A 23403-nucleotide genomic window follows, 5' to 3' on the forward strand; every position below is an offset into this window, starting at 1 on the left:
AGCGCCTGAGGGGTACTACTCGGGCAGACGGAGGTCCGGCTTGTCCAATTCCTCGATGTTGACGTCCTTGAAGGTGATCACCCGGACGTGCTTGACGAACCGGGCCGGGCGGTACATGTCCCACACCCAGGCGTCCGACATCCGCACCTCGAAGTAGATCTCGCCGTCCGCGTTGCGCGGAATCATCTCCACCGAGTTCGCGAGGTAGAACCGACGCTCCGTCTCCACGACATAGGTGAACTGGCCGACGATGTCGCGGTACTCCCGGTACAGCGAGAGTTCCATCTCGGTTTCGTACTTCTCGAGATCTTCGGCGCTCATCGGCGTGGACATCCTCCTCGGGACACGGTGCGGCGATCGACGGACGCGGCGGTGCCGCTCGTCGTCGTGGCGGTGGACAGTTCATCTTCGCGCACCACGACCGACGGGTTCCAGCCGACCCGGCGTGGGTGGACCTCCGGACCCGACAGGGCCGCCACGTTGGACCAGGATCGCCGATGCTCCGCCGTCGGGCCGAGAGCCGCGAGCGCTTCCGTGTGCAGCGCCGTGTTGTACCCCTTGTGTACCGAGAACGAGTACCCGGGTAGCTCGGTGTCCAGCGCCCGCATGATGCGATCACGGTGCACCTTCGCGAGCACGCTCGCCGCCGCGATACACGCCGCGGTGGCGTCGCCGCCGATGACGGGTAGCGACGGTACCGCCAGACCCGGAACACGGAACCCGTCGGTCAAGACGTAACCCGGCGTCGGGTCCAGTCCCATCACCGCACGTCGCATGCCCTCGATGTTGGCCACGTGAATACCGATCCGATCGACTTCCTCGGCCGGCACCGTCACTATCGAGTAGGCCGTGGCCCAGCGGATCACCCTGGGAAACAACGACTCTCGGGTCTTCTCGCTCAGCTTCTTGGAATCGTCGAGCAGATCCAGGGCTGTACGGGCGCGATCACCGAGAATGCACGCCGCCACCACGAGCGGACCGGCGCAGGCGCCCCGGCCGGCCTCGTCGACCCCGGCGACCGGACCGAGTCCGGACCGGAGCAGTGCGGACTCCATGGTGCGCATACCCCCGGCCCGCCGGATCGTGACACGCGGCGGCCACGACGTGCGGGACAGCCTGGTGATCACGGCCCCTGGATGTCCGGGGTGTCGATCAGACCCCACCGGGTGGGCGGCAGGACGATGGCGCGAGCCTGCCCGATGACGTTGTCCACCGGGACGGTGCCCTGGAACTCGTCCGCGACGTGAAAGCGTGAATCGGCGCTGTTGCTGCGGTTGTCCCCCATCATCCAGAGGTTCCCCTCCGGCACCGTGACCGGTCCGAAGCAGCGACCGGATCGAACGGGGGTGTCGCAGGACTGCACGCCCGGCAGGAACTCGAAGTCCATGGTGATGTACGGCTCGTCGACCGGCACTCCGTCGACCAGGACGCGGCCTTGCTCGTCGCAGCACTCCACGGTCTGCCCGCCGGTGGCGACGACACGCTTCACGAGGTCGTTCTCGTCCGGTGCGACCAGGCCCACGAGCGAACCCAGCTCTTGCGCACCGCGAATGACGACGTTGTCGGATCGCGTGGACACGTAGTCGGCGTCCCAGGATTCCGGACCGCGGAAGACGATCACGTCGCCCGGTTGCGGGTCGGCGAAGTGGGAGGAGATCTTCTCGACCACGATGCGGTCCCCGGTGCACCCGGGACACCCGTGCAGGGTGGGCTCCATGGACTCCGACGGAATCAGATAGACGCGGGCCACGAAGGTCTGGAGGAGGAAACTCAGGACCAGGGCGACCAGGATGAGAATCGGAAGTTCACGCCAGAACGAGCGTGGTTTCTTCTCCGTCCGGTTCGGCTCGGGTCCGTCGTCACCGTCTCCACGGGCATGATCTGTCACGAGATCAGGTTAGCCATGCCCGTGGAGAACCGGTCATCCGACCGGCGCGCGGTGACGGTGGATCAGCGCTTTTCCTTGATCTTCGCGGCCTTGCCACGGAGTTCGCGCAGGTAGTACAGCTTGGCGCGACGCACGTCGCCGCGGGTGAGTACCTCGATCTGCGCGATGTTCGGGGTGTGCACCGGGAACGTACGCTCCACGCCGACGCCGAACGAGACCTTGCGAACGGTGAAGGTCTCGCGGACCCCGCCTCCCTGGCGACGAATGACGACGCCCTTGAAGATCTGCACGCGCTCCTTCGAGCCCTCGATGACCTTCACGTGGACGTTGAGGGTGTCTCCCGCGCGGAACGCGGGGATGTCGTCGCGAAGCGACTTGTTGTCGAGGAAGTCCAGAGTGTTCATAATTCATCCTTGCGTGTCACGAAACTCGAGCAGAGGACCCGAGCGGCTACCTCCGCCGACGGGGCCGGGGGTGCTCGACTGGTTCGTACTCCGAATGGTGTCCCCTGACATCCGGGCACGCGGGAGCGCGCCGTCCGCAGGCAACGGCGTCCATAGTGCCAGACGCCCCCGTCCGGCAGGAAATCGAACGCCCGTGCTCAGCGTGGACCGACCGGAGGCGGCGCCGGCACCACCACCCGATCCAGTTCGTCCTCGGCGGCGGTGACCGCGTGGTCGACGTTCGGTGAGCCGGCGATGGCGTCCTGCACCCATATCTTGGCCCGCACCACCGGACGACGCAGCGTCTTCTCCCGATGCAGGGCGCGCACCATGCGCGCCGGCCGGTGGGTGTACCGCCAGCGTGCCCAGGGTGCGCCGGGTCGGCTCAGCCGGATCGCTCCCACGATCAGCAGCGGGAAGAAGAACAGACCCGCCAGACCGGTCCAGATCTTGCCCTTCGCCAGCGTCACCACCGCCAGTGCGAGGTTCGTCAGCGCCAACGCGAGAACCAGGACGACGACCCCCGGGGACGGATCGTCACGGAAACCGGCGACGTCGAAGAACTCGAGCGGGCGCAATCCGAAGAGCACCATGACCGTGACGGCGACCGCGACGAAGACGGCGTCCACGGAGGTCCGTCCCTGCGCGGACCAGTACACGTCCTCCAGGTAGAAGATCAGTGCGAACTCGTCGAGGACCAGCGCGGTTCCGATGCCGAACACCGCGGCGAGAACCGCGCCGGTGGTCTGGCTGCCGTCGACGTAGACCGTGATGAGGGCGCCGCCCGAGACGGTCATGCACACCACGCCGAACACCACGTGGTGCACGTGATGTCCGCCCGGGGTGACGTTGCCCGGCCACCACGAGACCTCGGCGCGAATCAGTCTGACGCTGAGCCGGATGAACAGGAAGGCGATCAGGAAACCCGAGAGGAAGCACAGAAGCGGCAGCCTCCCCTCGGCCACGATGTGGCGCACCCAGCCGTCCATATCGGAACCTTCTCCCTCGTGCGGAGAACAGTCAATCCACGGGGCTGCGCGCGCGAGCCGCTACTTCCCGAAGCCCGCTTGACGCAGGGCATCGGCCATCGAACCGGACGCGGGAGCGGATTTCGGGGCGGTTTTCGGGGACCCCGCGGACCGCTTCGCGTTCGGGCCCGCCGATTCGCTCCGGCCGGTGCGGGCCCGTCCCGAACCGCGACCGCCCTCGGACTTCGCCGCCCCGATCTCGTCGTCGAGTCGCAGCGACAGCCCGATGCGCTGCCGCGGCAGGTCCACCTCCATCACCTTCACACGCACGACGTCGCCGGACTTGACCACCTCACGCGGATCCTTGACGAACGTCGTCGACATCGCCGACACGTGCACCAGACCGTCCTGATGCACGCCCACGTCGACGAACGCACCGAAGGCGGCGACGTTGGTCACCACGCCCTCGAGCACCATGCCCGGTTCGAGGTCCGCGACCTTCTCGACCCCTGCCTTGAACGTGGCGGTGGCGAATTCCGGGCGCGGGTCACGGCCGGGCTTCTCGAGCTCGGCGAGGATGTCGGTGATGGTGGGAAGGCCGAAGCGGTCGTCGACGAACTCCTGTGGGCGCACCTCGCGCAACACCCGCGAGTTGCCGATCACCTCCCGGACGCCGACACCGGCGCGCTCGGCGATACGACGCACCACCGGGTACGCCTCGGGGTGCACGCTCGATCGGTCCAGCGGATCGTCTCCGCCGGAGATCCGCAGGAAGCCGGCACACTGCTCGAAGGCCTTCGGCCCGAGGCGAGGCACCTCGGTGAGCGACGACCGGCTGCGGAACGGCCCGTTGCGGTCCCGGTGCGCGACGATCGACTCCGCCAGCGACGTCGTGACCCCCGAGACGCGGGCGAGCAGCGGAACCGACGCGGTGTTCGCATCGACTCCGACCGCATTCACGGCGTCCTCCACCACCGCACCGAGCGACCTCGCGAGCAGGGACTCCGACACGTCGTGTTGGTACTGACCCACACCGATGGACTTCGGATCGATCTTCACCAACTCGGCGAGCGGATCCTGCAGGCGCCGCGCGATGGAGACCGCGCCGCGGATCGACACGTCCAGATCGGGCAGCTCGCGCGAGCCGTACTCCGAGGCGGAGTACACCGACGCCCCCGCCTCCGACACCATCGCCTTGGTCAACGTCGCGTCCGGGTTCGACGCGATGAGCTCCGCGGCCAACGCATCGGTTTCCCGCGAGGCGGTGCCGTTGCCGATGGCGATCAGGTCCACGTCGTGCTTCGCGGCCAGCGCCGCGAGCCGGGCGAGCGCGTCGTTCCACTTCCCCTGGGGCTTGTGCGGATAGACGGTGTCGTGGTCCACCACCTTGCCCGTCGCGTCGACCACCGCGACCTTGGTGCCCGAACGGTAGCCGGGGTCGAGGCCCATGGTGGTCCGGCTGCCGGCCGGCGCCGCGAGAAGCAGGTCTCCGAGGTTCGAGGCGAAGACCTCGATGGCTCCCTCCTCGGCGGACTGCCGTAGGCGCATGCGGGTGTCGATACCCAGACTCACGAGAAGCTTGGTGCGCCAGGCCCATCGCACCGTGTCGAGCAGCCATCGGTCCGCCGGCCGACCGCGATCCGCGATCCCGAAGCGGGCTGCGATGCGCGCCTCGTACAGGGTCGGAACGCCCTTCGGTGCGTCCTCGTCCGGGGCGGCGTCCGGTTCGACGGAGAGCGAGAGCACTTCCTCCTTCTCACCACGCAGGGCGGCGAGAACGCGGTGCGAGGGAACCTTGGTGAACGGCTCGGAGAAGTCGAAGTAGTCGGCGAACTTCGCGCCCTCGGTCTCCTTCCCCGATCGCACCTTCGCGGTGAGTCGCCCGCGCGTCCACATCAGTTCCCGCAGTTCCCCCAGCAGGTCGGCGTCCTCGGCGAAGTGTTCGACCAGGATGGAGCGGGCACCGTCGAGCTGCTCGGCGGTGAAGGTCGCCGGATCCGTCGACGGATCGCCGAACAGTGCGTCGGCCACGGGTTGATGCCCGGCTTCGCGGGCGATCTGCGCCTTGGTGCGTCGCTTCGGCTTGAACGGAAGGTAGATGTCCTCGAGCCGGGCCTTGGTGTCGGCGGCCAGAAGTTGTGCCTCGAGCTCGGGGTCGAGCTTGCCCTGACCGCGAATGGACTCGAGTACGGCGGCTCGGCGCTCGTCGAGTTCGCGCAAGTAGCGCAGCCGTTCCTCGAGCAGTCGCAGCTGATTGTCGTCGAGAGTCCCGGTCGCCTCCTTGCGGTACCGGGCGATGAACGGCACGGTCGCCCCGCCGTCGAGCAGATCGACCGCGGCGCGCACCCGCTCCTCGCTGATCTCGAGTTCGTCGGCAATGCGTCGGTTCACGGATTTCGGAGCAGTCGTCACGGCGATGGACCCTACCGGCCGGGCGGCGGCCGGCGCTCGAGGAGGTCCGGCCGACGCTCGGCCGTCCGGCGTCGGGACTGTTCGTCCCGCCAGGCCGCGATCGCGGCGTGGTCACCGGACCGCAGAACCGGGGGCACGTCGAGCCCGCGCCAGGACACCGGGCGGGTGTAGGACGGGCCCTCGAGCAAGCCGTCGGAGAACGAATCCTGTTGGTGCGAGAGCTGATTGCCCAGTACTCCCGGAAGCAACCGGGTCACGGCCTCGGCCATCACCAGGACCGCGGCTTCGCCGCCGATCAGAACGTAGTCGCCGATACTGACCTCTTCGACCCGCAGGCGCCGAGACGCGTCATCGAACACTCGTTGATCGATCCCCTCGTACCGCCCGCAGGCGAACACCAGGTGATTCTCGTTCGCCCACCGCGTCGCGGTGGACTGTGTGAACGGCACCCCCGCCGGGGTCGGCACCACCAGCACGGGGTCCGAATCGCGGGTGACCTCGTCGAGTGCGTCACCCCACACGGTCGGCTTCATCACCATGCCGGGACCGCCGCCGTACGGGGAGTCGTCGACGGCCTTGTGCACGTCGTGGGTCCAGTGCCGCAGATCGTGCACGTCGACGGAGACCAGGCCGCGTTCGATCGCCCGGCCCAACAACGCCGTGCGCATCGGTTCGAGGTACTCGGGGAAGATCGTGACGACGGACAGTCGAAGAGTCATGCCCCGTCGACCCTCACTCCGGATCCAGGAGACCGTCGGGAGGATCGATGTCCACAGTCGCGTTCTCGCGCGAGACCGCGACGACGATTGCGGACACGAAGGGAATCAACAACTCTCGGCCCCGGTCGGGGTCGGCCGGCTTGACCGACAACAGCTCCCCCGCCGCCGAGTGCAACACTTCCACGACCTCGCCGACGATCTCACCGGCGAGTGCGTGTCCGGCGGCGTAGCGCACCGTCATGCCCTCGAGCTCGTGGTCGTAGAACTCGTCCGGGTCCTCCGACGGCGGCAGGTCTGCGGTGTCGACGTAGAAGAGAGTCCCGCGCAACGCATCCGACTGCGTGCGGTCGGTGATTCCCTCGAGACGCAGCAGAAGCCGCCCGGAGTGATCCCGGGCGGCTTCCACGGTGTACTCGTCGGTGACGGTCGAGCGCCGCGCCCGACCTCGCAGCACGGTCCCGACGGCGAAACGCTCGTCCGGGTCGTCCGTTCGGACCTCGACGACGACCTCGCCCTTGACACCGTGCGACTTGGCGATCCGGCCGATGACCAGTTCCATACTCGGCTCCGAACCGATCAGGACTGGTCGGTGTCGACGACGTCGACGCGGATACCGCGGCCGCCGATGCCGGCCACCAGGGTGCGGATGGCGGTGGCGGTGCGGCCACCGCGACCGATCACCTTGCCCAGATCATCGGGGTGCACGTGCACCTCGACGGTCCGGCCGCGGCGCCCGGTGATCATCTCGACCCGAACGTCGTCCGGATTGGAGACGATGCCGCGAACGAGATGCTCGACGGCGTCGGCGACGACGGTGCTCACTTGTCCGTGGACTCGGCCGTCGCGGTGTCGGCGGTCTCGTCGGCCGGAGCGTCGGACTCGGTGGCCGGAGCGTCGGACTCGGCCTTGGCGGCCTTCTTCTTCTTCGGCGTGGTGGCCTCGCCGGCGGGCTCGTTGTCGGCCTGTGCGAGAGCGGCGTTGAACAGATCGAGCTTGGAGGGCTTGGGCTCCTTGACCTTCAGCGTGCCCTCGGCACCCGGGAGGCCCTTGAACTTCTGCCAGTCACCGGTGATCTTCAGGAGAGCGGCGACCGGCTCGGTCGGCTGCGCTCCGACGGCGAGCCAGTGCTGCGCACGCTCGGAGTCGATGTCGATCAGCGACGGCTCTTCCTTCGGGTGGTACCGGCCGATGGTCTCGATGGCACGACCGCCGCGGCGGGTGCGGGCATCGGCGACGACGATGCGGTACTGCGGGTTCCGGATCTTGCCGAGCCGGGTGAGCTTGATCTTGACAGCCATGTGAAGACGATCCTCTTTCGTTGCGACCGCGCGAGGCGCGATCAGTGGTCACGACGCAATTCGGCGATGCGCGTGGCGTGCGCATCCGGTTTTGCGGTGGATGGGTGTTGTGACCGCCGCGCGGTACGGAACCGCAGACGGGCGAACAGGGGTACATCTTGCCAGAGACCCTCGACGCACGGGAAGTCACCCGGTCCGGACTCGCCGGCTCGGAGGCGATCAGTACGCGCGTCCGCGCAGGACGACGACGTCCGGGGCGGCCAGAACCTCGGCACCGATCCGGGGATCGTTCTCGTAGAAGACCAGGTCCGCGGGGGCACCGTGGTCGATTCCCGCGTGCCCGAGCCACCGGCGGGCGTTCCAACTCGCCGCACCGAGGGCATCGGTCGGCGACATTCCGACGCCCACCAGGGCTGCCACCTCGTCGGCGACGCGGCCGTGCTCGATGCTGCCGCCGGCGTCCGTGCCGGCGTACAGAGGCACCCCGGCATCGTGCGCGCGCCCGACGGTGTCCGCGACCCGAGCGTGCAGATCACGCATGTGCCGCGCGTAGATCGGATACTTGCCCGCCGACGCGGCGATGTCCGGGAACGTCTCGATGTTGATGAGCGTGGGAACCAGGGCGGTTCCGTGTTCGACCATCATCTCGATGGTGTCGTCGGTCAGCCCCGTGCCGTGTTCGATGCAGTCGATGCCCGCCGCTATCAGTCCGGGCAGGGCGTCCTCCCCGAAGACGTGGGCCGTCACCCGAGCACCCTCGCGATGCGCCGCGTCGACGGCGTCCTTCAGGATCGCGTCGTTCCACAGCGGTGCGAGGTCGCCGACACCGCGATCGATCCAGTCCCCCACCAGCTTCACCCAGCCGTCGCCCGCACGTGCCTGCTGCGCGACGGCCTCGGGAAGCTGGGACTCGTCCTCGAGGTCCACGGCGAGGCCGGGGATGTAGCGCTTCGGCATCGCGATGTGGCGGCCCGCGCGGATGATCTTCGGCAGGTCCTCGTGGTCGTCGAGGTCACGCGTGTCCACGGGCGACCCCGCATCCCGCAACAGCAGCGCCCCCACCGACCGTTCTCTCGTGGCCTGAGCGACGGTGCCGTCCGCGTCCTCGTGACCCCCGCCGTACTTGATACCGACGTGGCAGTGTGCGTCGACCAGCCCCGGGACGATCCAGCCCCCGGACCCCACCGTCACGGCACCCGGAACCGGTTCGAGGGAGACGAGACCGTCCCGGACCCAGACGTCGGCCCGGGCACCGTCGGGCAGCACGACACCGTTCAGGTGCAGGCTCGGGGTGATCCGCACGCGGTCCGGCCTACTTCTTCGGCAACTTCAGTTTGGACAGGTCGAACCCCTCGAGACCCGGTGGCAGCGCATCGGTGCCCTTCGGCATCCCCGTCAGATCCGGCATACCCGCGGGCATACCCGGCATGCCACCCCGCACCTTCGGCGGCGTGGGACCGCGACCACCCTTCTTGCCCTTCTTTCCCTTGACCTTGCGCTGGTTGGCTTTTCGCGCACCGGGCATGCCCATCCGACCGGCCATCGACGCCATCATCTTGCGGGCCTCGAAGAAGCGATCGACGAGTTGGTTGACGTCGGAGACCTTGACGCCCGAGCCGTTGGCGATCCGCAGGCGGCGAGAGGCGTTGATCATCTTCGGATCCGCCCGCTCGGCCGGCGTCATGCCGCGAATGATCGCCTGGACCTTGTCGAGCTGCTTGTCGTCGACCTGCGACAGCGCGTCCTTCATGCCGGCGGCGCCCGGCAGCATGCCCAGCAGGTTTCCGATGGGGCCCATCTTGCGGATGGCCATCATCTGCTCGAGGAAGTCCTCGAGCGTGAGTTGGCCCGAGCCGATCTTCGCGGCGGTGTCCTCGGCCTGCTGCTGATCGAAGACGCCCTCGGCCTGTTCGATCAGGCTGAGGAGATCGCCCATGCCGAGGATCCGGCTGGCCATACGGTCCGGGTGGAAGACGTCGAAGTCCTCGAGCTTCTCGCCCGTGGACGCGAACATGATGGGGCGTCCGGTGACCTCGCGGACGCTCAGCGCCGCGCCACCGCGGGCGTCACCGTCGAGCTTGGTCAGCACGACACCGGTGAAACCGACGCCGTCCTGGAACGCTTCCGCCGTGCTGACGGCGTCCTGGCCGATCATCGAGTCGAGCACGAACAGCGTCTCGTCGGGGTTCGTGGCGTCGCGGATGCCCGCCGCCTGCCCCATCAGCTCGCTGTCGATACCGAGGCGGCCGGCGGTGTCCACGATGACCACGTCGTACTGCTTGGCCCGCGCCTCGGCGACACCCGCCCGCGCCACCTCGACCGGATCGGCGGCCGTGATGCCCAGCGCGTTGTCACCGCCGCCGATGGACGTCCCGGGGTGCGGGGCGAAGACGTGCGCGCCGGCGCGTTCACCGACGATCTGCAGCTGACTGACCGCACCCGGTCGCTGGAGGTCGCAGGCGACCAGCAGAGGGGTGTGGCCCTGATCGCGCAGCCACTTCGCGAGCTTGCCGGCGAGGGTCGTCTTACCGGAGCCCTGCAGACCCGCGAGCATGATCACCGTCGGCGGGTTCTTCGCGAAGGCGATGCGGCGAGTCTCGCCGCCCAGGATGCCGACCAGTTCGTCGTTGACGATCTTGACGACCTGCTGCGCCGGGTTGAGGGCGGCCGAGACCTCGGCGCCCTTGGCGCGCTCCTTGATTCGGGTGATGAAGGCGCGCACGACCGGGAGGGCGACGTCGGCCTCGAGGAGCGCGAGACGGATCTCGCGGCACACCGCGTCGATGTCGGCGCCCGAGAGCCGACCCTTGCCCCGCAGGTCCTTGAGGCTTCCGGTCAGTCTGTCGGAAAGTGATTCGAACACCGATGAGGCTCCTGAAAATCGCGAGAACACATGACAGTTCCAGGCCCCACCCTAACCGCTCGACCGGTCGGTGGACGTCCGGCCGGGGTGTCAGGTATCGGTGGTCTCCACCTCCCGCGGCCGCGGTGACGGCACGACGGCGAGCAATCCTCGTTCCAGTTCGTCGCGGTTCACACGCGTTCCGTCCCCGGAGTCGACGGAACCGATGCAGAACGAGTCCACCACCGACGATCCGAGGGTGGCCACCTTCGCCCATCGGACGTCCGCACCGTGCCGCTCGAACGTCGACGCCAGTCGGCACAGCAGGCCCAGTCGATCCTCCGCCCGGATCTCCACGACCATGTCGCCGTTCTCGGCGCCGTCGAACCACAACACCCGCGGCGGCGCCTCGGAGTAGAGCGGAACCGCGGACGTCTCGGGTGCGCCGACTTCCGGTTCCGCTGCCGCCCGCGCCGCCTCCTCCCGCGCGTCGAGCTGCGCCGCCAGGTCGAGGTCCCCGTCGAGGGCGCGGATCAGTTCCTGACGCAACAGACCCGGAGGTGGGGGCGCACCGAACGTGGGCGTGACGACGAAACGATTGAGCGCGTGCCCGCCGTGCCCGGCCACCGACGCCGACAACACCCGAAGCGAGGCGAGGGCGAGGACTCCGGCGGCGTTGGACAGCAGCCCGAGACGGTCCGGCCCGGTCACGATGACCTCGAAGGTGTGCGGGCTGTCCGCAGGATGCAGATCCACCGAGATGTCGCCGTCGGCGACGCGTCCGGCGAGAGCCGGGTCGATCGGATCCGGCACGGGCAACTGCTCACCGGCCATCACCACACGACACCGGCGCGCGAGTTCGCCGATCAACGAGGACTTCCAGTCCCCCCAGACCCCGGGACCGGTGGCCAGCGAATCGGCCTCGGCGAGCGCATGCAGGAGTTCGAGCAGGATCGGGTCACCGTCCAACGCGTCGACGACACGTTGGACGGTGGCGGGATCGTCCAGATCACGTCTGGTCGCGGTGTCCGGCAGCAGAAGGTGGTGGCGCACCATGGCTTCGAGCACGGCGATGTCGTTGGGCCACAGCCCGAGTCGTCGACCGATCTGCGTCGCCAATTCGGCGCCGACGATGCTGTGATCGCCGCCGCGACCCTTGCCGATGTCGTGCAGCAGAGCGCCGAGCACCAACAGGTCCGGCCGTGCCACCCGGGTGGTGAATCCACTCGCGTACGCGGCGGTCTCGACGAGGTGCCGGTCCACCGTCCACGTGTGCACGGCGTCGCGCGGCGGGAGATCGCGCACCGCACCCCATTCGGGGAGAAGCCGGCCCCACAGGCCGGTGCGGTCGAGTGCCTCGACGACGCCGATCGACCGGCGACCCGAGCCGAGCACCACCAGAAGATCGTTCAGGGCCTCCTTCGGCCACGGCTCGCGCAACTCCGGCGCGCTGTCGGACAGTCGGCCCAGCGTGGACGCCGACATCGGCATTCCGGTGGTCGCGGCCGCCGCGGCCACGCGCATGATCAGTCCCGGGTCCTTGGTCGGCCGTGCGTCCCTGGCCAGCACCACCTCACCGGCGTGCTCGACGACGCCCTCGTCCAGCGGCCGACGGATCGGGGTTCGACGCAACCGCGACAGTCCCCGTCGCGGAACGGCGTTCCCCGCGGTCCGCAGCCCGACGTCCGTCGAATAGACGATGGTCCGCGCCGAATCGCTCAGCACCCGAGCGAGATCGAAGCGGTCACCGATACGGAGCGCGGCGGCGATCTCGTCGGCGTCCTGGGCGCGCAGTTGATCTCGGGCCCGGCCGGCCACCCGGTGCAGCTCGGTGCGAACGTCGAGAATGCGACGGTGCGCGAAATCCAGCCCACCACCGGGTGATTCGGGCCCCAGACCCGGCATCGCGTCGGTCAGCTGGGCGATGGACAGCGCGTCGAGCAACTGCACGTCCCGGAGTCCACCGCGACCGCTCTTGAGATCGGGCTCGGCCCGATGGGCGATCTCGCCGCTGCGTCCCCACCTCGTTCGGGTGAGCGCGACCAGCTCGTCGAATCGGTCCCGCAGGCCGATGCGCCACTGTCGGCGAACCCCTTCGATCAGCGCGGTGCTCAGTTCCGTGTCGCCGACGATGTGGCGGGCGTCGAGGAGACCGAGCGCCGCGGTCATGTCCTCCGCCGCGACGGACAGAGCCTGCGGAACCGTCCGCACGCTGTGGTCGAGCTTGATGTGCGCGTCCCACAGCGGGTACCAGAGTCGGTCCGCGACATGGCCGACCAGCGAGGGTTCGACGTCGTCGTGCAGCAGGACCAGATCGAGATCCGACCACGGCAGCATCTCCCGACGGCCGAGTCCGCCGACCGCGACGATGGCAAAGCCGCTGTCCGGCTTGATTCCCAGCTCGGAACCCTTGGTGGTCAACCAGAACTCGTGCAGGTCGACCAGGGCGTCCCGTAGCGACGGAGCATCGAGACGTCGGTTCTTTCCCTGCCCGGCGAGCAGTTGTGATCGCGCGCGGACCAGATCGGCTGCTGCATCGGAACCACTCACGGCGCATCCTCCATCGTTGCTCGGTCGGTGAAAACAGTTCGGCCGCGGCTCGTTTCCGTGGGGAATCGAACCGCGGCCGGACCGCTCGACGCTTCTCGTTCGGTGTGGCGCCCGACCTAGAGGGCGTCGGTGCCGCGCTCGCCGGTGCGGACGCGGACCACGGCCTCCACCGGAGAGATCCAGACCTTGCCGTCACCGATTTTGCCGGTGCGCGCGGCCTCGACGATGACCTCGACGACCTTGTCCACCGCAGCGTCGTCCACGACGACCTCGACCCGGACCTTCGGCACGAAGTCCACCGAGTACTCGGCCCCGCGGTACACCTCGGTGTGGCCCTTCTGGCGTCCGTAACCCTGGACTTCGCTCACGGTCATTCCGAGCACTCCGGCCTGCTCGAGAGCGGATTTCACGTCCTCGAGCGTGAACGGCTTCACGATTGCGGTGATCAGCTTCATTACTGGTTCCCTTCACAGGATTTCGGGTGCCGGTTACAGCGCGATGAGGTGTCGGTGCTCATGGCCACCCTGTCACGCGAGATCATATGCCGACTCTGCATGCTCGGACTCGTCGATTCCGGTCGACTCTTCCTCGTCGCCGATCCGCCAGCCGAGCGGCTTGAGAGCGAGCGCGATGACCACGGTGACCACGGCCGTGAAGATCAGGGCGGCCAGGGCGATGACGATCTGGATCACGAGCTGCTCGATGCCGTCGCCGTAGAACAGGCCGGTCTCCGAGGCGAAGAAGCCGATCGCGATGGTGCCCCACAGTCCGGCGACCAGGTGAACTCCGACCACGTCGAGCGAGTCGTCGTATCCGAACTTGAACTTGAGGCCGACCGCCAGGGCCGCGAGCACACCGGCGATGACGCCGACGAAGATCGATCCGACCGGGGTGACCGAACCGGCGGCGGGGGTGATGGCGACCAGTCCGGCCACGATGCCCGAGGCCGCGCCGAGGCTGGTGGCGTGTCCGTCGCGCAGACGCTCGACGAGGAGCCATCCGCCGATCGCGGCGGCCGTGGCCGTGGTGGTGTTGACCCAGGCGAGACCGGCCATACCGTCGGCGGCGAAGGACGAACCGGCGTTGAACCCGAACCAGCCGAACCACAGGAGTGCGGCACCGAGCATGACGAAGGGGAGGTTGTGCGGGCGGTACATCGTGCGACCGAACCCGATGCGCTTGCCGACGAGCAGGGCGAGCACCAGACCGGCGATACCGGCGTTGATGTGGACCACGGTGCCACCGGCGAAGTCGATCGGCTCGACCGCGGCGACCAGACCGCCCTCACCGTCGTCCGTGGTTCCGAAGATCATCGCGGCCAGGCTGTTCTCGGAGCCCGACAGCAGACCGCCGCCCCACACCATGTGGGCGAGGGGGAAGTACGCCAGGGTGACCCAGATGCCGGTGAACGCGAGCCACGTTCCGTACTTGACGCGACCGGCGACCGAACCGCTGATGATGGCCACGGTGATGATCGCGAACGTCACCTGGAAGGCCACGTCGATGATGTTCGGGTAACCCGCTGCGCCGGCGATGAAGTTGCCGTCCGCGTCGGTGATGGAGTCCCTCAGTCCGAAGAACTCGAACGGGCTGGCGAAGATCCCCCCGATGTCCTGTGTTCCGTAGGACATCGACCATCCCCACAGCACGTAGACGATCGACACGACGCACATGGCGCCGAACGACATCATCATCATGTTCAGCACGTTCTTCTGCTGCGACATACCGCCGTAGAAGAACGCCAGACCTGGCGTCATCAGCAGCACGAGCGATGCTGCCATCAGCATCCAAGCGGCGTTGCCGGAGTTTGCCAACAATTCCTCGGGACTCACGCGGATCCTCCCATTCTCGCGCCCACCGTTCGGTGCGCCGTCGAAGCAAGAGTGGTTTCCCGAGGTTTCCGTGACGACACTGCGGTGTTTCACCGATGTGAACGCATGCCCGAATTTCGTTGCGTGCATGTTTCATCTCGGGCATTCCCCGCGTGAGGTTGCTGTGAGTCGCTCCGTCAGCCCAGCAGAGCGTCGACGAACGCGGCCGGTTCGAAGGGCGCGAGGTCGTCCGCACCCTCCCCGAGTCCGACCAGTTTGACCGGCACACCGAGCTCGCGTTGCACCTGGAAGACGATGCCGCCCTTGGCCGTGCCGTCCAGCTTCGTCAGCACCACCCCGGTGATGTCCACGACCTGAGCGAACACCCGAGCCTGGGCCAGTCCGTTCTGCCCGATGGTGGCGTCCAGCACGAGCAGGACGTCGTCCACGGGGGCCTTCTTCTCGATGACGCGTTTGACCTTGCCGAGCTCGTCCATCAGACCGGTCTTGGTGTGCAGTCGACCCGCGGTGTCGATCAGCACCGTGTCGACTCCGTCGGCGATGCCGCGCGTGACCGCGTCGAACGCGACGGCGGCCGGATCGGCGCCTTCCTTCCCGCGCACCACCTCCGCACCGACTCGCTCGGCCCACGTCTGCAGCTGGTCGGCGGCCGCGGCACGGAACGTGTCCGCCGCACCCAGGATCACTCGACGTCCGTCCGCGACGAGCACTCGCGCGAGCTTGCCCGTCGTGGTGGTCTTGCCGGTTCCGTTGACGCCGACCACCAGCAGCACCGACGGTCGGTCGCCGTGCGGGAGCGCGCGGATGGCCCGGTCCAGGCCGGGATCGAGCTGGGCGATCAGGACCTCACGCAGGAGAGCACGGGCCTGGGCCTCGGTACGGATGCTGCGGACGGCCATCTGCTCGCGCAGCGTGGCGACGATCTCGGACGTGGTCGCGCTACCGAGGTCGGCGACGAGCAGGGTGTCCTCGACCTCTTCCCACGAATCCTCGTCCAGGTCACCGCCGCCGAGAAGACCGAGCAGGCTCCGGCCCACCGCGTTCTGCGACCGGGACAACCGCCCACGCAGGCGATCGAGCCGGCCCGTGGTGGGGTCGATGTCGTCGAGGACCGGTGTCGTCGACGCGGGTTCGAGTACCTCGGTCTCGGCGAGCTCGGCTTCGACGACCTCGGGGTCCGCGAGCTCGGGCAGAACGACCTCGGTGTCGGACACGTCGGTCTCGGCCACCGGGGGCGGCGTCGCCGGGGGTTCGGTGACGGCAGGTTCGTCCGGCGCCAGGTCGGGCAGAGAGACGTCGGTGATGCCGCGTATCGGCGAGTCCCGCGGTACCGACGCGTCGTCACCGACTCGAGGCTGATCGTCGGTGTCCGTCCGCTCGAACGTCGGCGCCGAGGCGGTGGGGGGTTCGGGCGCCTTCGGTGCGGCCGGCGTCCGTTCCGGTGCGGGCGCCGTGCCGCGGGCGAAGTCGAACCCGGTGCCGGCCTTGTAGCCGCCGGACCGGTCGACCTCTCGCACCGCGGTGTCGGGCTCGTCCGTGTCCGTCTTGGCCAGCGAGATGCGGCGGCGGCGCTGGAGCACCAACCCGACGACGAGAACGATCAACAGGAGTGCGACGACGGCCGCGACGATGATCCAGGCTTCGGTAGTCACCTGGCCATCTTGTCAGCCGTGGGGCCCTCGGGGTTCGAAGGCCCGCCGGTGTCCACCGGACCACGGCTGCGCATGCGTTGCGAGATCACGGTGGTGATGCCGTCACCGCGCATGCTGACGCCGTAGAGCGCGTCGGCCACCTCCATCGTCGGCTTCTGGTGGGTGATGACGATGAGCTGGGACTTCTCGCGCAGTTGCTCGAACAATCCGATGAGCCGACGCAGATTCGTGTCGTCCAGCGCCGCCTCGACCTCGTCCATGACGTAGAACGGAGACGGCCGGGCTCGGAAGATCGCCACGAGCATCGCCACCGCGGTCAGGGACTTCTCGCCGCCGGACAGCAGCGAGAGCCGCTTGACCTTCTTGCCGGGCGGACGCGCCTCGACCTCGATGCCGGTGGTCAACATGTCCGTCGGATCGGTGAGGATCAACCGTCCCTCGCCGCCGGGGAAGAGTTTCGCGAACACCCCGACAAATTCTCGTTCGACGTCGGCGTACGCCTCGGTGAAGACCTGCAGGATGCGCGCATCGACGTCGGCCACGACGCCGAGGAGGTCCTTACGGGCGGACTTGACGTCCTCGAGCTGGGTGGAGAGGAAGTTGTACCGCTCCTCGAGCGCGGCGAATTCCTCGAGCGCGAGCGGGTTGACCTTGCCCAGCGTCGCCAGGTCCTTCTCGGCCCGCTTGACGCGGCGTTCCTGCTGCGCGCGGTCGAACGGCATCGGAGCGGGTTCGATCACCTGCTCGCCGCGCTCCTTCGCCTGGCGGTACTCCTCCATCTCGAGCTCGGTCGGCGGGAGCGGCACCTCGGGTCCGTACTCGGCCACCAGGTCGTCCGGAGCGATGGAGAACTGTTCGAGCACCGTCTGCTCGAGCTGTTCGATCCGGAGCACGGCCTGCGCTTTCGCCACCTCGTCCCGGTGCACCGCGTCGGTCAACTGCGCGGCGCGCGTGGACAGAGCTCGAACCTGTTCGCGCGTGCGGTCCAGTTCCGCCGCACGGTCGGACCGTTGCCGACCGAGTTCGTCGCGTCGAACGGCCGCATCGCCGACCAGAGTCGACAGTCGCTCGGCGACCGTCGCACCGGCCTCCGCCACCGCCGACGCCACGGCCGCGGACGCGGCGCGCGACGCCCGCGCTCGCTCGGCACGCGCCCGTGCCTCGCGCTCCATCCGTGCCGAGCGCCGGAGCTGGTCCGCCTTGCCGCGCACCTGTTCGGACCGCTCCTCCGCCGTCCTCAGGGCGAGTCGCGCCTCCACCTCGACGGACCGCACCTCGGCCACCGCGGCGGCGGCGCTCTCGCGGGCACGCGCCCACTCCTCGGCGTCGACGCCACCGTCCGCGTCGGCGTCGTGATCGTCCTCGGCGCGCCGCACCCGTTCCTCGATGTCGGCGAGAGCGGTCACGGCCTCGTCACGCTGGCGCTCGACCCGCTCGCGCTGAGCCTGATGCCGGTTCGCATCCTCCCGCGCCACCCGCACCGTCTGACCCAGCCGCCCGAGCTGCTCGTACACCGCGGCGATCGCGGCATCGGATTCGTGCAACGCCGCCAGCGCCTGTTCGGCGGCCTCCCGGCGATCGACCTGCTCGGCCGTCGCGCCGGCCAGTGCGGCCGCCAATTCCCCCGTGCGCCGCTCCACCTCCTCGAGCTCGGCCACGGACGCGTCGATGGCCGACTGGACCTCGAGCGTGCTGGGGCGGCGATCCGATCCGCCCGTCATCCAACCCTGTCCCACGAGATCTCCGTCGCGGGTGACGGCCTGCATCGACGGGTGCGACGCCACCAGCGCCGCACCTTCCTCGACCGAGTCGACCACGCAGACGCCCGCGAGCAACGACGACAAGGCGCCGCGCACGTGGTCGTCGGCCTCGACGACGGACAACACCGACGTCCCCGCCGCATCCAGGGCGGCGCGCTCCGGCGCCGGGTGCACGATCGCGGCTCGACCGCCGTCGCCGTCCTTCAGCGCGCGGACCGCATCCCGGGCGTCGTCGGCCGACGTCATCACCACGGCGTCGGCGGCGGCGCCCAGAGCCGCGGCCACCGCGGCCTCGTACCCGGGCCGGACCGTGATGCGGTTGCCGAGTCGACCGAGAACCGCCTCGCCGCGCTTCTCCCCCAGCCAGGCGCCGCCGTCACCGCGTTCGAGGTTCGTCGACAGCGCATCGATGCGTGCGCGAAGCGAGGCGACCCGCTGGCTCGAATCACGTTCTTCCCGTTGAAGATCCGTCACTCTCGCGTCGGCGATCCGAGCGGCCTCCACGGCCCGTTCGTGCTGCACGTCGAGACCGAGCTCGCCGGCATCGAGTTCGCCCACCTGGTCCTGCACGCGGTCGAACTCCGTCTGCGCGTCGTCGGCACGGGTCCGCGCGTCCTCGATCGCAGCGGCGAGGCGAGCCACCTCGGCGTCGTAGGACTCGGATCGGGCACGCAGGGCGTCCACCTGTCCGGACAACCGAGCGAGTCCCTCCCGGCGATCGGCGACGGCCCGGACGGCCGCCGAGTGCGCACGCTCGGCGTCGGCGGCAGCCGATTCCCTCTCGCCGAGCTGCTCGCGCGCGGCCTCGAGGGTGGCGCGTGCGATCTCCACCGCCTCGGCGAGCTCCACCTCGGCGTCCTCGGCGCGTTCCGCACGCTCGTCCAGTTCGTCGGGGTCCGGGCCGCGACGATCCTCGGGTTCGTCGCCGAGGTGTCGGGCCCGTTCGGTGGCGATCCGCACGGTCGCGCCCACGCGTTCGGCGAGAGCCGACAGCTGGAACCAGGTCTGCGCCGCCGCCTCGGCGCTCGGGGTCAGCTGAGCCAATGCCTGCTCGCCCTCGGCCAGGGCGGCCTCGCCCGCAGCCAACGCGTCCTGGACGGCGGCGTACTCCTCCCGGGCGCGGCCCTCGTCGTGCGACTGCTCGGCCAGTTCGGTGCGGCGAGCGACGAGATCGTCGGCCACCAACCGCAGCCGCGCGTCGCGCAGGTGCGCCTGCACCGTCTGCGCGCGCCGAGCCACCTCCGCCTGACGCCCCAGAGGCTTGAGCTGACGACGCAGTTCCGTGGTCAGGTCCGTCAGTCGGGCCAGATTCGCCTGCATCGAATCGAGTTTGCGGACGGCCTTCTCTTTGCGCTTGCGGTGCTTGAGCACCCCCGCGGCCTCTTCGATGAAGGCGCGGCGGTCCTCGGGCCTGGATTCGAGGATGGCCGCCAACCGACCCTGCCCGACGATCACGTGCATCTCGCGGCCGATACCCGAGTCGGACAGCAGTTCCTGGACGTCCATCAATCGGCAGGAACTGCCGTTGATCTCGTACTCCCCGGCCCCGTCTCGGAACATCCGGCGGGTGATGGAGACCTCGCTGTAGTCGATGGGCAGCGCACCGTCGGAGTTGTCGATCGTCAGGGTCACCTCGGCGCGCCCGAGTGGTGCCCGGCCGGAGGTCCCGGCGAAGATGACGTCTTCCATCTTGCCGCCACGCAGCGCCTTGGCGCCCTGCTCGCCCATCACCCAGGTGAGGGCGTCCACCACGTTGGACTTACCCGAGCCGTTCGGTCCGACGACACAGGTGATGCCCGGCTCGAATCGCAGAGTCGTCGCGGAGGCGAAGGACTTGAAGCCCTTCAGCGTCAGACTCTTCAGATGCATGGCGGTTCACAGTACCGTTCGCGTCGCGACGCGCGCGTCAACGCTCGACGAAACCCGAGAGCCCGCCCCGGGCGTCCTCCCAGTTCTCGACGACCGTGCTCACCGTGCCCGGAGTCTCGCCCGAACGCAGGTGCGCGAGCAGAGCCTCGAGTGCCGGACGCGGTCCTTCGGCGACCACGTGCACGCGGCCGTCCGCCGTGTTGGTCGCGGAACCCACCAAGGACAGTTCGAGAGCGCGCGATCGGGTCCACCACCGGAATCCGACGCCCTGGACCCGACCGTGCACCCACGCGCCGAGCCGCGCCGTATCGTCCTCGCTCACGAGTCGACGTCGATGCTCAGCCGGACCTCGGTACCCGCTTTCAGAGTGCGTCCGACGGTGCAGACCTTGTCGACGGACTTGGTCACGACCGCCAGCAACCGCTCCTGCGCGTCGGCGTCGAGCTCGCTCAGATCCACGCTCAGCACCTCGTCGAGCGTCGGGTAGACCTCGTTCTCCCGATCCGCGTCGCCGGACACCCGCACCGTCGCGTCGTAGTCGTCGCCGAGTCGGCGCGACAGCGGCCGGTCCGAGCTCATTCCGGTGCACGCGGCCAGCGCGATCTTGAGCAGTTCGCCGGGCGTGAACACGCCGTCGACGTCCTCGGAGCCCACCAGCACCTCGGCACCGCGAGAACTTCTCCCCACGTAGCGGCGAGATCCGGTGCGCTCGACCCACAGTTCAGTCATGCGCTCGATCCTAATGAGCGGTGGATCAGATCAGTTCCTTGCGTCCCAGCCAGTGCAGGATCGGCCACCCGCAGAAGACCGGCAGCCAGCAGGTGACCACCCGGTAGAGGAGTACGGACGGAACGGCCACCGCGACGGGCAGCCCGAACGCCGCGAGACCGCCGATCAACGCGGCCTCGACGGCGCCGACGCCGCCGGGGGTCGGCGCAGCCGCCGCCAACGTCCCCCCGATCATCGTCACCACGGTGACCGTGACGAAGGTGGTGCCGCCGCCGAAGGCCTCCACGCTCGCCCACAGAGCCAGCGCGGCACCGAGAGTGGTCGTCGCGCAACCGAGGATGATCATGGCGAAACGACCCGGGCTTCGAGCGAGTTCGACGAGGTCGCGGGACACTTCGGCAAGCTGCGGACGCACCGCCGTACGCAACCACCGGCGCACCGTCGGCAGGAAGATGAGGCCGCCTAGCACACCGAAGGCGACGCCCGCGATGAGGTACAGGATGGTGGGGTCGGGCACGAACCGCGACAGTTGCGCGGACGTTCCCGCCACGATGGAGAAGAGGACCAGCAGGCTGACGTGCGTGATCACCTGAACGGTCTGTTGCAACGCGACCGCCGCGGTCGAGCGGGTCACGCTCAGCCCGCTCTTCTGCAGGAAGCGCACGCTCAGGGCGAGTCCGCCGACCCCGGCCGGCGTGGTCGTGGCCGCGAAGGTGTTGGCGATCTGCATGACCGTCGTGTGCCAGAAGCTCACCAGTCCGGACGCGCACGCCCACAACGCCATCGCGGCCCCGAGGTACGTCGCCGTGGAGACGAGCAACGCGAGACCCGCCCACCACCAGTTCGCCGAACCCAGCTCCGTGACGAACGTCGGTACCTGAGAGATGAACGGGTACGCCACGTAGACGAGCGCGATGAGCAGGACCAGCTGCACGATCTGGTTACGGCTGAACCGCGTCACCTGTGCGGCGGTGATCGCGTCGGCTCCGGTGCGCTCGGCCACGGTGTCGCGCACCGACGTCATCAGCGCCTTGGCGTCCGGTACGCCGTCCCGCACTCGCTTCGGGATGGCCGCCGGAGTCACCCGGCGCGAGGCGGTCAGGACCTCGGCCGCACCCAACCGATCGACGGCGGTGTCGACGGCGACCTCGGGACCGTAGAGGGCTGCCAGCGTGAACAACGCCTGCGCCGCATCCGAATTCATCTGCGCATCCGACGCGCCCAGTTCGGCCTGGGCGAAACCGCCGAGCAGGGCCGTGCCGTCCTCGATTCCGATCTCGTCTGCTCGCAGGTCGCCGTGGGACATGCGTCGGGACCGCAGGACGCCGAGTGTCCGCCACACCGCCGCGGCGTCCGTGGGGTCCTCCGGGTCGAGCGGGCGCCCCTGCGTCGCCGTGTGCGCGTACATCATCCAACCCCGATCCAGCGGGGCGACCGTCAGCGCGGCCGAGGAGGCCAGGGACAACTCCGCGAAGGCGATGGCCATCAGAGCCTGGTGCTCCACCGCTCGCCGCTGGGACGTGTGCAGCGGTGCACTCTCGGTCGACCGCAGGGTCAGTCGGCGCCGGATCTGCCGAATCGCGCCGCGGCTGAACTGGTTCGGTCCGAACAGCTCCACGACCACCGGCGGCGACGCCGGTCCCACCTCGCCCGAGAGCACCAACGGTCCCCCGCCGGCCGGACGCAACACGGTCAGCGCCGTGACGACCGATCCCCGGCGCGCGAGGGCGCGCACGGCTCCGGCCAGGGGTACCTCCAGTGCGGGTGTGCCGACGATCCACACCACGATCGCCCCGGCCAACCACCCGACCGACAGTCCCAGAATGGACCGCGCGGGGATCACGGTGCTGATGACCAGATGAATCGGCACGAACGCCAGCAGCAACGTCCACCAGGCCCTGGCCCAGCGCGCCGGCAGTCCCGGTCCGGAGACCGTGAGCACGGCCGCGACGATCGCGATCCACCGCGGGTCGTCGAGCACCTGGGACAGAAACGTGTCCAGGTTGGTCGTCTCGTTGATCCGCCAGTTCGGGGCGGACAGCACGCCGTCCCCCGAGACCGACAGAGAGAACGCGGCCAGAATGGCCGCGAGGACGTAGCCACCGAGAAGCTTCCAGCGCCTCGCCGCGACGAGGCCGGCGAGAATGGTGAACGGCAGGGCGAGAATGGCGACGCCGTAGGTCAGGTAGACGACGTTGGACTGGTCCGGACTCAGTACGCCGACGATGTTGGAGACGGACCGCTCGAGGTCGTTCCACTCGTTGCGGGTGACGAGGGACCCGATGATCACCACCACGAGGAAGAGGACCGCGGCGACGACGCGCACGATGTCACTCGTGCGCCGCGTCAGCGGTTGAAGAAGGTCACCGCTGACCCGCACTTCCGTTCCATCGACCTGCACGTGCTGTCTTCTCTCTTCGGGTTGCTCCGGCCAACTTAGC

The 23403-nt window shown here is 68.9% G+C and carries 20 protein-coding genes; all 20 read right to left on the reverse strand.

Features of this window, described 5'->3' with window-relative positions:
• Positions 1 to 15: 15 nt before the first annotated feature.
• Positions 16 to 321, reverse strand: a complete 306-nt coding sequence (locus tag ACY466_RS12790; protein WP_027505026.1) for a DUF2469 domain-containing protein — start codon at positions 319 to 321, stop codon at positions 16 to 18.
• Positions 318 to 1064 carry a ribonuclease HII gene (locus ACY466_RS12795; protein ID WP_463252274.1) on the reverse strand — a complete coding sequence of 249 codons (747 nt, stop codon included), beginning with the start codon at positions 1062 to 1064 and terminating at the stop codon, positions 318 to 320. The genes ACY466_RS12790 and ACY466_RS12795 overlap by 4 nt, the downstream gene beginning before the upstream one ends.
• A gap of 59 nt (positions 1065 to 1123) precedes the next feature.
• Positions 1124 to 1888, reverse strand: coding sequence for a signal peptidase I (lepB, locus tag ACY466_RS12800; protein ID WP_463245750.1), 765 nt, complete (start codon positions 1886 to 1888; stop codon positions 1124 to 1126).
• 62 nt (positions 1889 to 1950) lie between these two features.
• Positions 1951 to 2292 carry a 50S ribosomal protein L19 gene (rplS, locus tag ACY466_RS12805; protein WP_463245751.1) on the reverse strand — a complete coding sequence of 114 codons (342 nt, stop codon included), beginning with the start codon at positions 2290 to 2292 and terminating at the stop codon, positions 1951 to 1953.
• Between the two features lie 197 nt (positions 2293 to 2489).
• Positions 2490 to 3320, reverse strand: coding sequence for a hypothetical protein (locus ACY466_RS12810; RefSeq protein ID WP_463245752.1), 831 nt, complete (start codon positions 3318 to 3320; stop codon positions 2490 to 2492).
• Positions 3321 to 3380: 60 nt separating this feature from the next.
• A complete protein-coding gene (locus tag ACY466_RS12815; RefSeq protein WP_463245753.1) occupies positions 3381 to 5711 on the reverse strand; it encodes a Tex family protein in 2331 nt (776 codons plus the stop codon).
• Positions 5712 to 5722: 11 nt separating this feature from the next.
• Positions 5723 to 6430, reverse strand: a complete 708-nt coding sequence (gene trmD / locus ACY466_RS12820; RefSeq protein WP_463245754.1) for a tRNA (guanosine(37)-N1)-methyltransferase TrmD — start codon at positions 6428 to 6430, stop codon at positions 5723 to 5725.
• A gap of 13 nt (positions 6431 to 6443) precedes the next feature.
• On the reverse strand, positions 6444 to 6989 hold the full coding sequence (gene rimM, locus ACY466_RS12825) for a ribosome maturation factor RimM (RefSeq protein WP_463245755.1): 546 nt from the start codon (positions 6987 to 6989) through the stop codon (positions 6444 to 6446).
• A gap of 17 nt (positions 6990 to 7006) precedes the next feature.
• Positions 7007 to 7252: an RNA-binding protein gene (locus tag ACY466_RS12830; RefSeq protein WP_463245756.1), complete on the reverse strand. Its 246-nt coding sequence runs from the start codon at positions 7250 to 7252 to the stop codon at positions 7007 to 7009.
• Positions 7249 to 7728: a 30S ribosomal protein S16 gene (gene rpsP / locus ACY466_RS12835; RefSeq protein ID WP_463245757.1), complete on the reverse strand. Its 480-nt coding sequence runs from the start codon at positions 7726 to 7728 to the stop codon at positions 7249 to 7251. Before rpsP ends, ACY466_RS12830 begins: the two co-directional genes overlap by 4 nt.
• Positions 7729 to 7947: 219 nt before the next feature.
• Entirely contained in the window at positions 7948 to 9024 is a 1077-nt protein-coding gene (locus ACY466_RS12840) for an amidohydrolase family protein (protein WP_463252275.1), read from the reverse strand.
• Between the two features lie 16 nt (positions 9025 to 9040).
• Positions 9041 to 10591 carry a signal recognition particle protein gene (ffh, locus tag ACY466_RS12845; RefSeq protein ID WP_463245758.1) on the reverse strand — a complete coding sequence of 517 codons (1551 nt, stop codon included), beginning with the start codon at positions 10589 to 10591 and terminating at the stop codon, positions 9041 to 9043.
• A gap of 90 nt (positions 10592 to 10681) precedes the next feature.
• Entirely contained in the window at positions 10682 to 13120 is a 2439-nt protein-coding gene (locus ACY466_RS12850) for a [protein-PII] uridylyltransferase (protein ID WP_463245759.1), read from the reverse strand.
• Between the two features lie 116 nt (positions 13121 to 13236).
• Positions 13237 to 13575 carry a P-II family nitrogen regulator gene (locus ACY466_RS12855; RefSeq protein ID WP_463245760.1) on the reverse strand — a complete coding sequence of 113 codons (339 nt, stop codon included), beginning with the start codon at positions 13573 to 13575 and terminating at the stop codon, positions 13237 to 13239.
• A gap of 72 nt (positions 13576 to 13647) precedes the next feature.
• Positions 13648 to 14907 (reverse strand): ammonium transporter, encoded by a 1260-nt coding sequence (locus ACY466_RS12860; RefSeq protein WP_463252276.1) that lies wholly within the window; start codon positions 14905 to 14907, stop codon positions 13648 to 13650.
• Positions 14908 to 15128: 221 nt separating this feature from the next.
• Complete coding sequence (ftsY, locus tag ACY466_RS12865) at positions 15129 to 16604, reverse strand: signal recognition particle-docking protein FtsY (protein WP_463245761.1); 1476 nt, start codon at positions 16602 to 16604, stop codon at positions 15129 to 15131.
• Positions 16601 to 20233 carry a chromosome segregation protein SMC gene (gene smc / locus ACY466_RS12870; protein ID WP_463245762.1) on the reverse strand — a complete coding sequence of 1211 codons (3633 nt, stop codon included), beginning with the start codon at positions 20231 to 20233 and terminating at the stop codon, positions 16601 to 16603. Before smc ends, ftsY begins: the two co-directional genes overlap by 4 nt.
• Positions 20234 to 20270: 37 nt before the next feature.
• Positions 20271 to 20555: an acylphosphatase gene (locus ACY466_RS12875; protein ID WP_463245763.1), complete on the reverse strand. Its 285-nt coding sequence runs from the start codon at positions 20553 to 20555 to the stop codon at positions 20271 to 20273.
• Positions 20552 to 20962 carry an OsmC family protein gene (locus ACY466_RS12880; protein ID WP_463245764.1) on the reverse strand — a complete coding sequence of 137 codons (411 nt, stop codon included), beginning with the start codon at positions 20960 to 20962 and terminating at the stop codon, positions 20552 to 20554. Before ACY466_RS12880 ends, ACY466_RS12875 begins: the two co-directional genes overlap by 4 nt.
• A 25-nt stretch (positions 20963 to 20987) precedes the next feature.
• On the reverse strand, positions 20988 to 23363 hold the full coding sequence (locus tag ACY466_RS12885) for a lysylphosphatidylglycerol synthase domain-containing protein (protein WP_463245765.1): 2376 nt from the start codon (positions 23361 to 23363) through the stop codon (positions 20988 to 20990).
• Positions 23364 to 23403: the final 40 nt, after the last annotated feature.

This window comes from Rhodococcus sp. K11/5, from assembly GCF_055193735.1.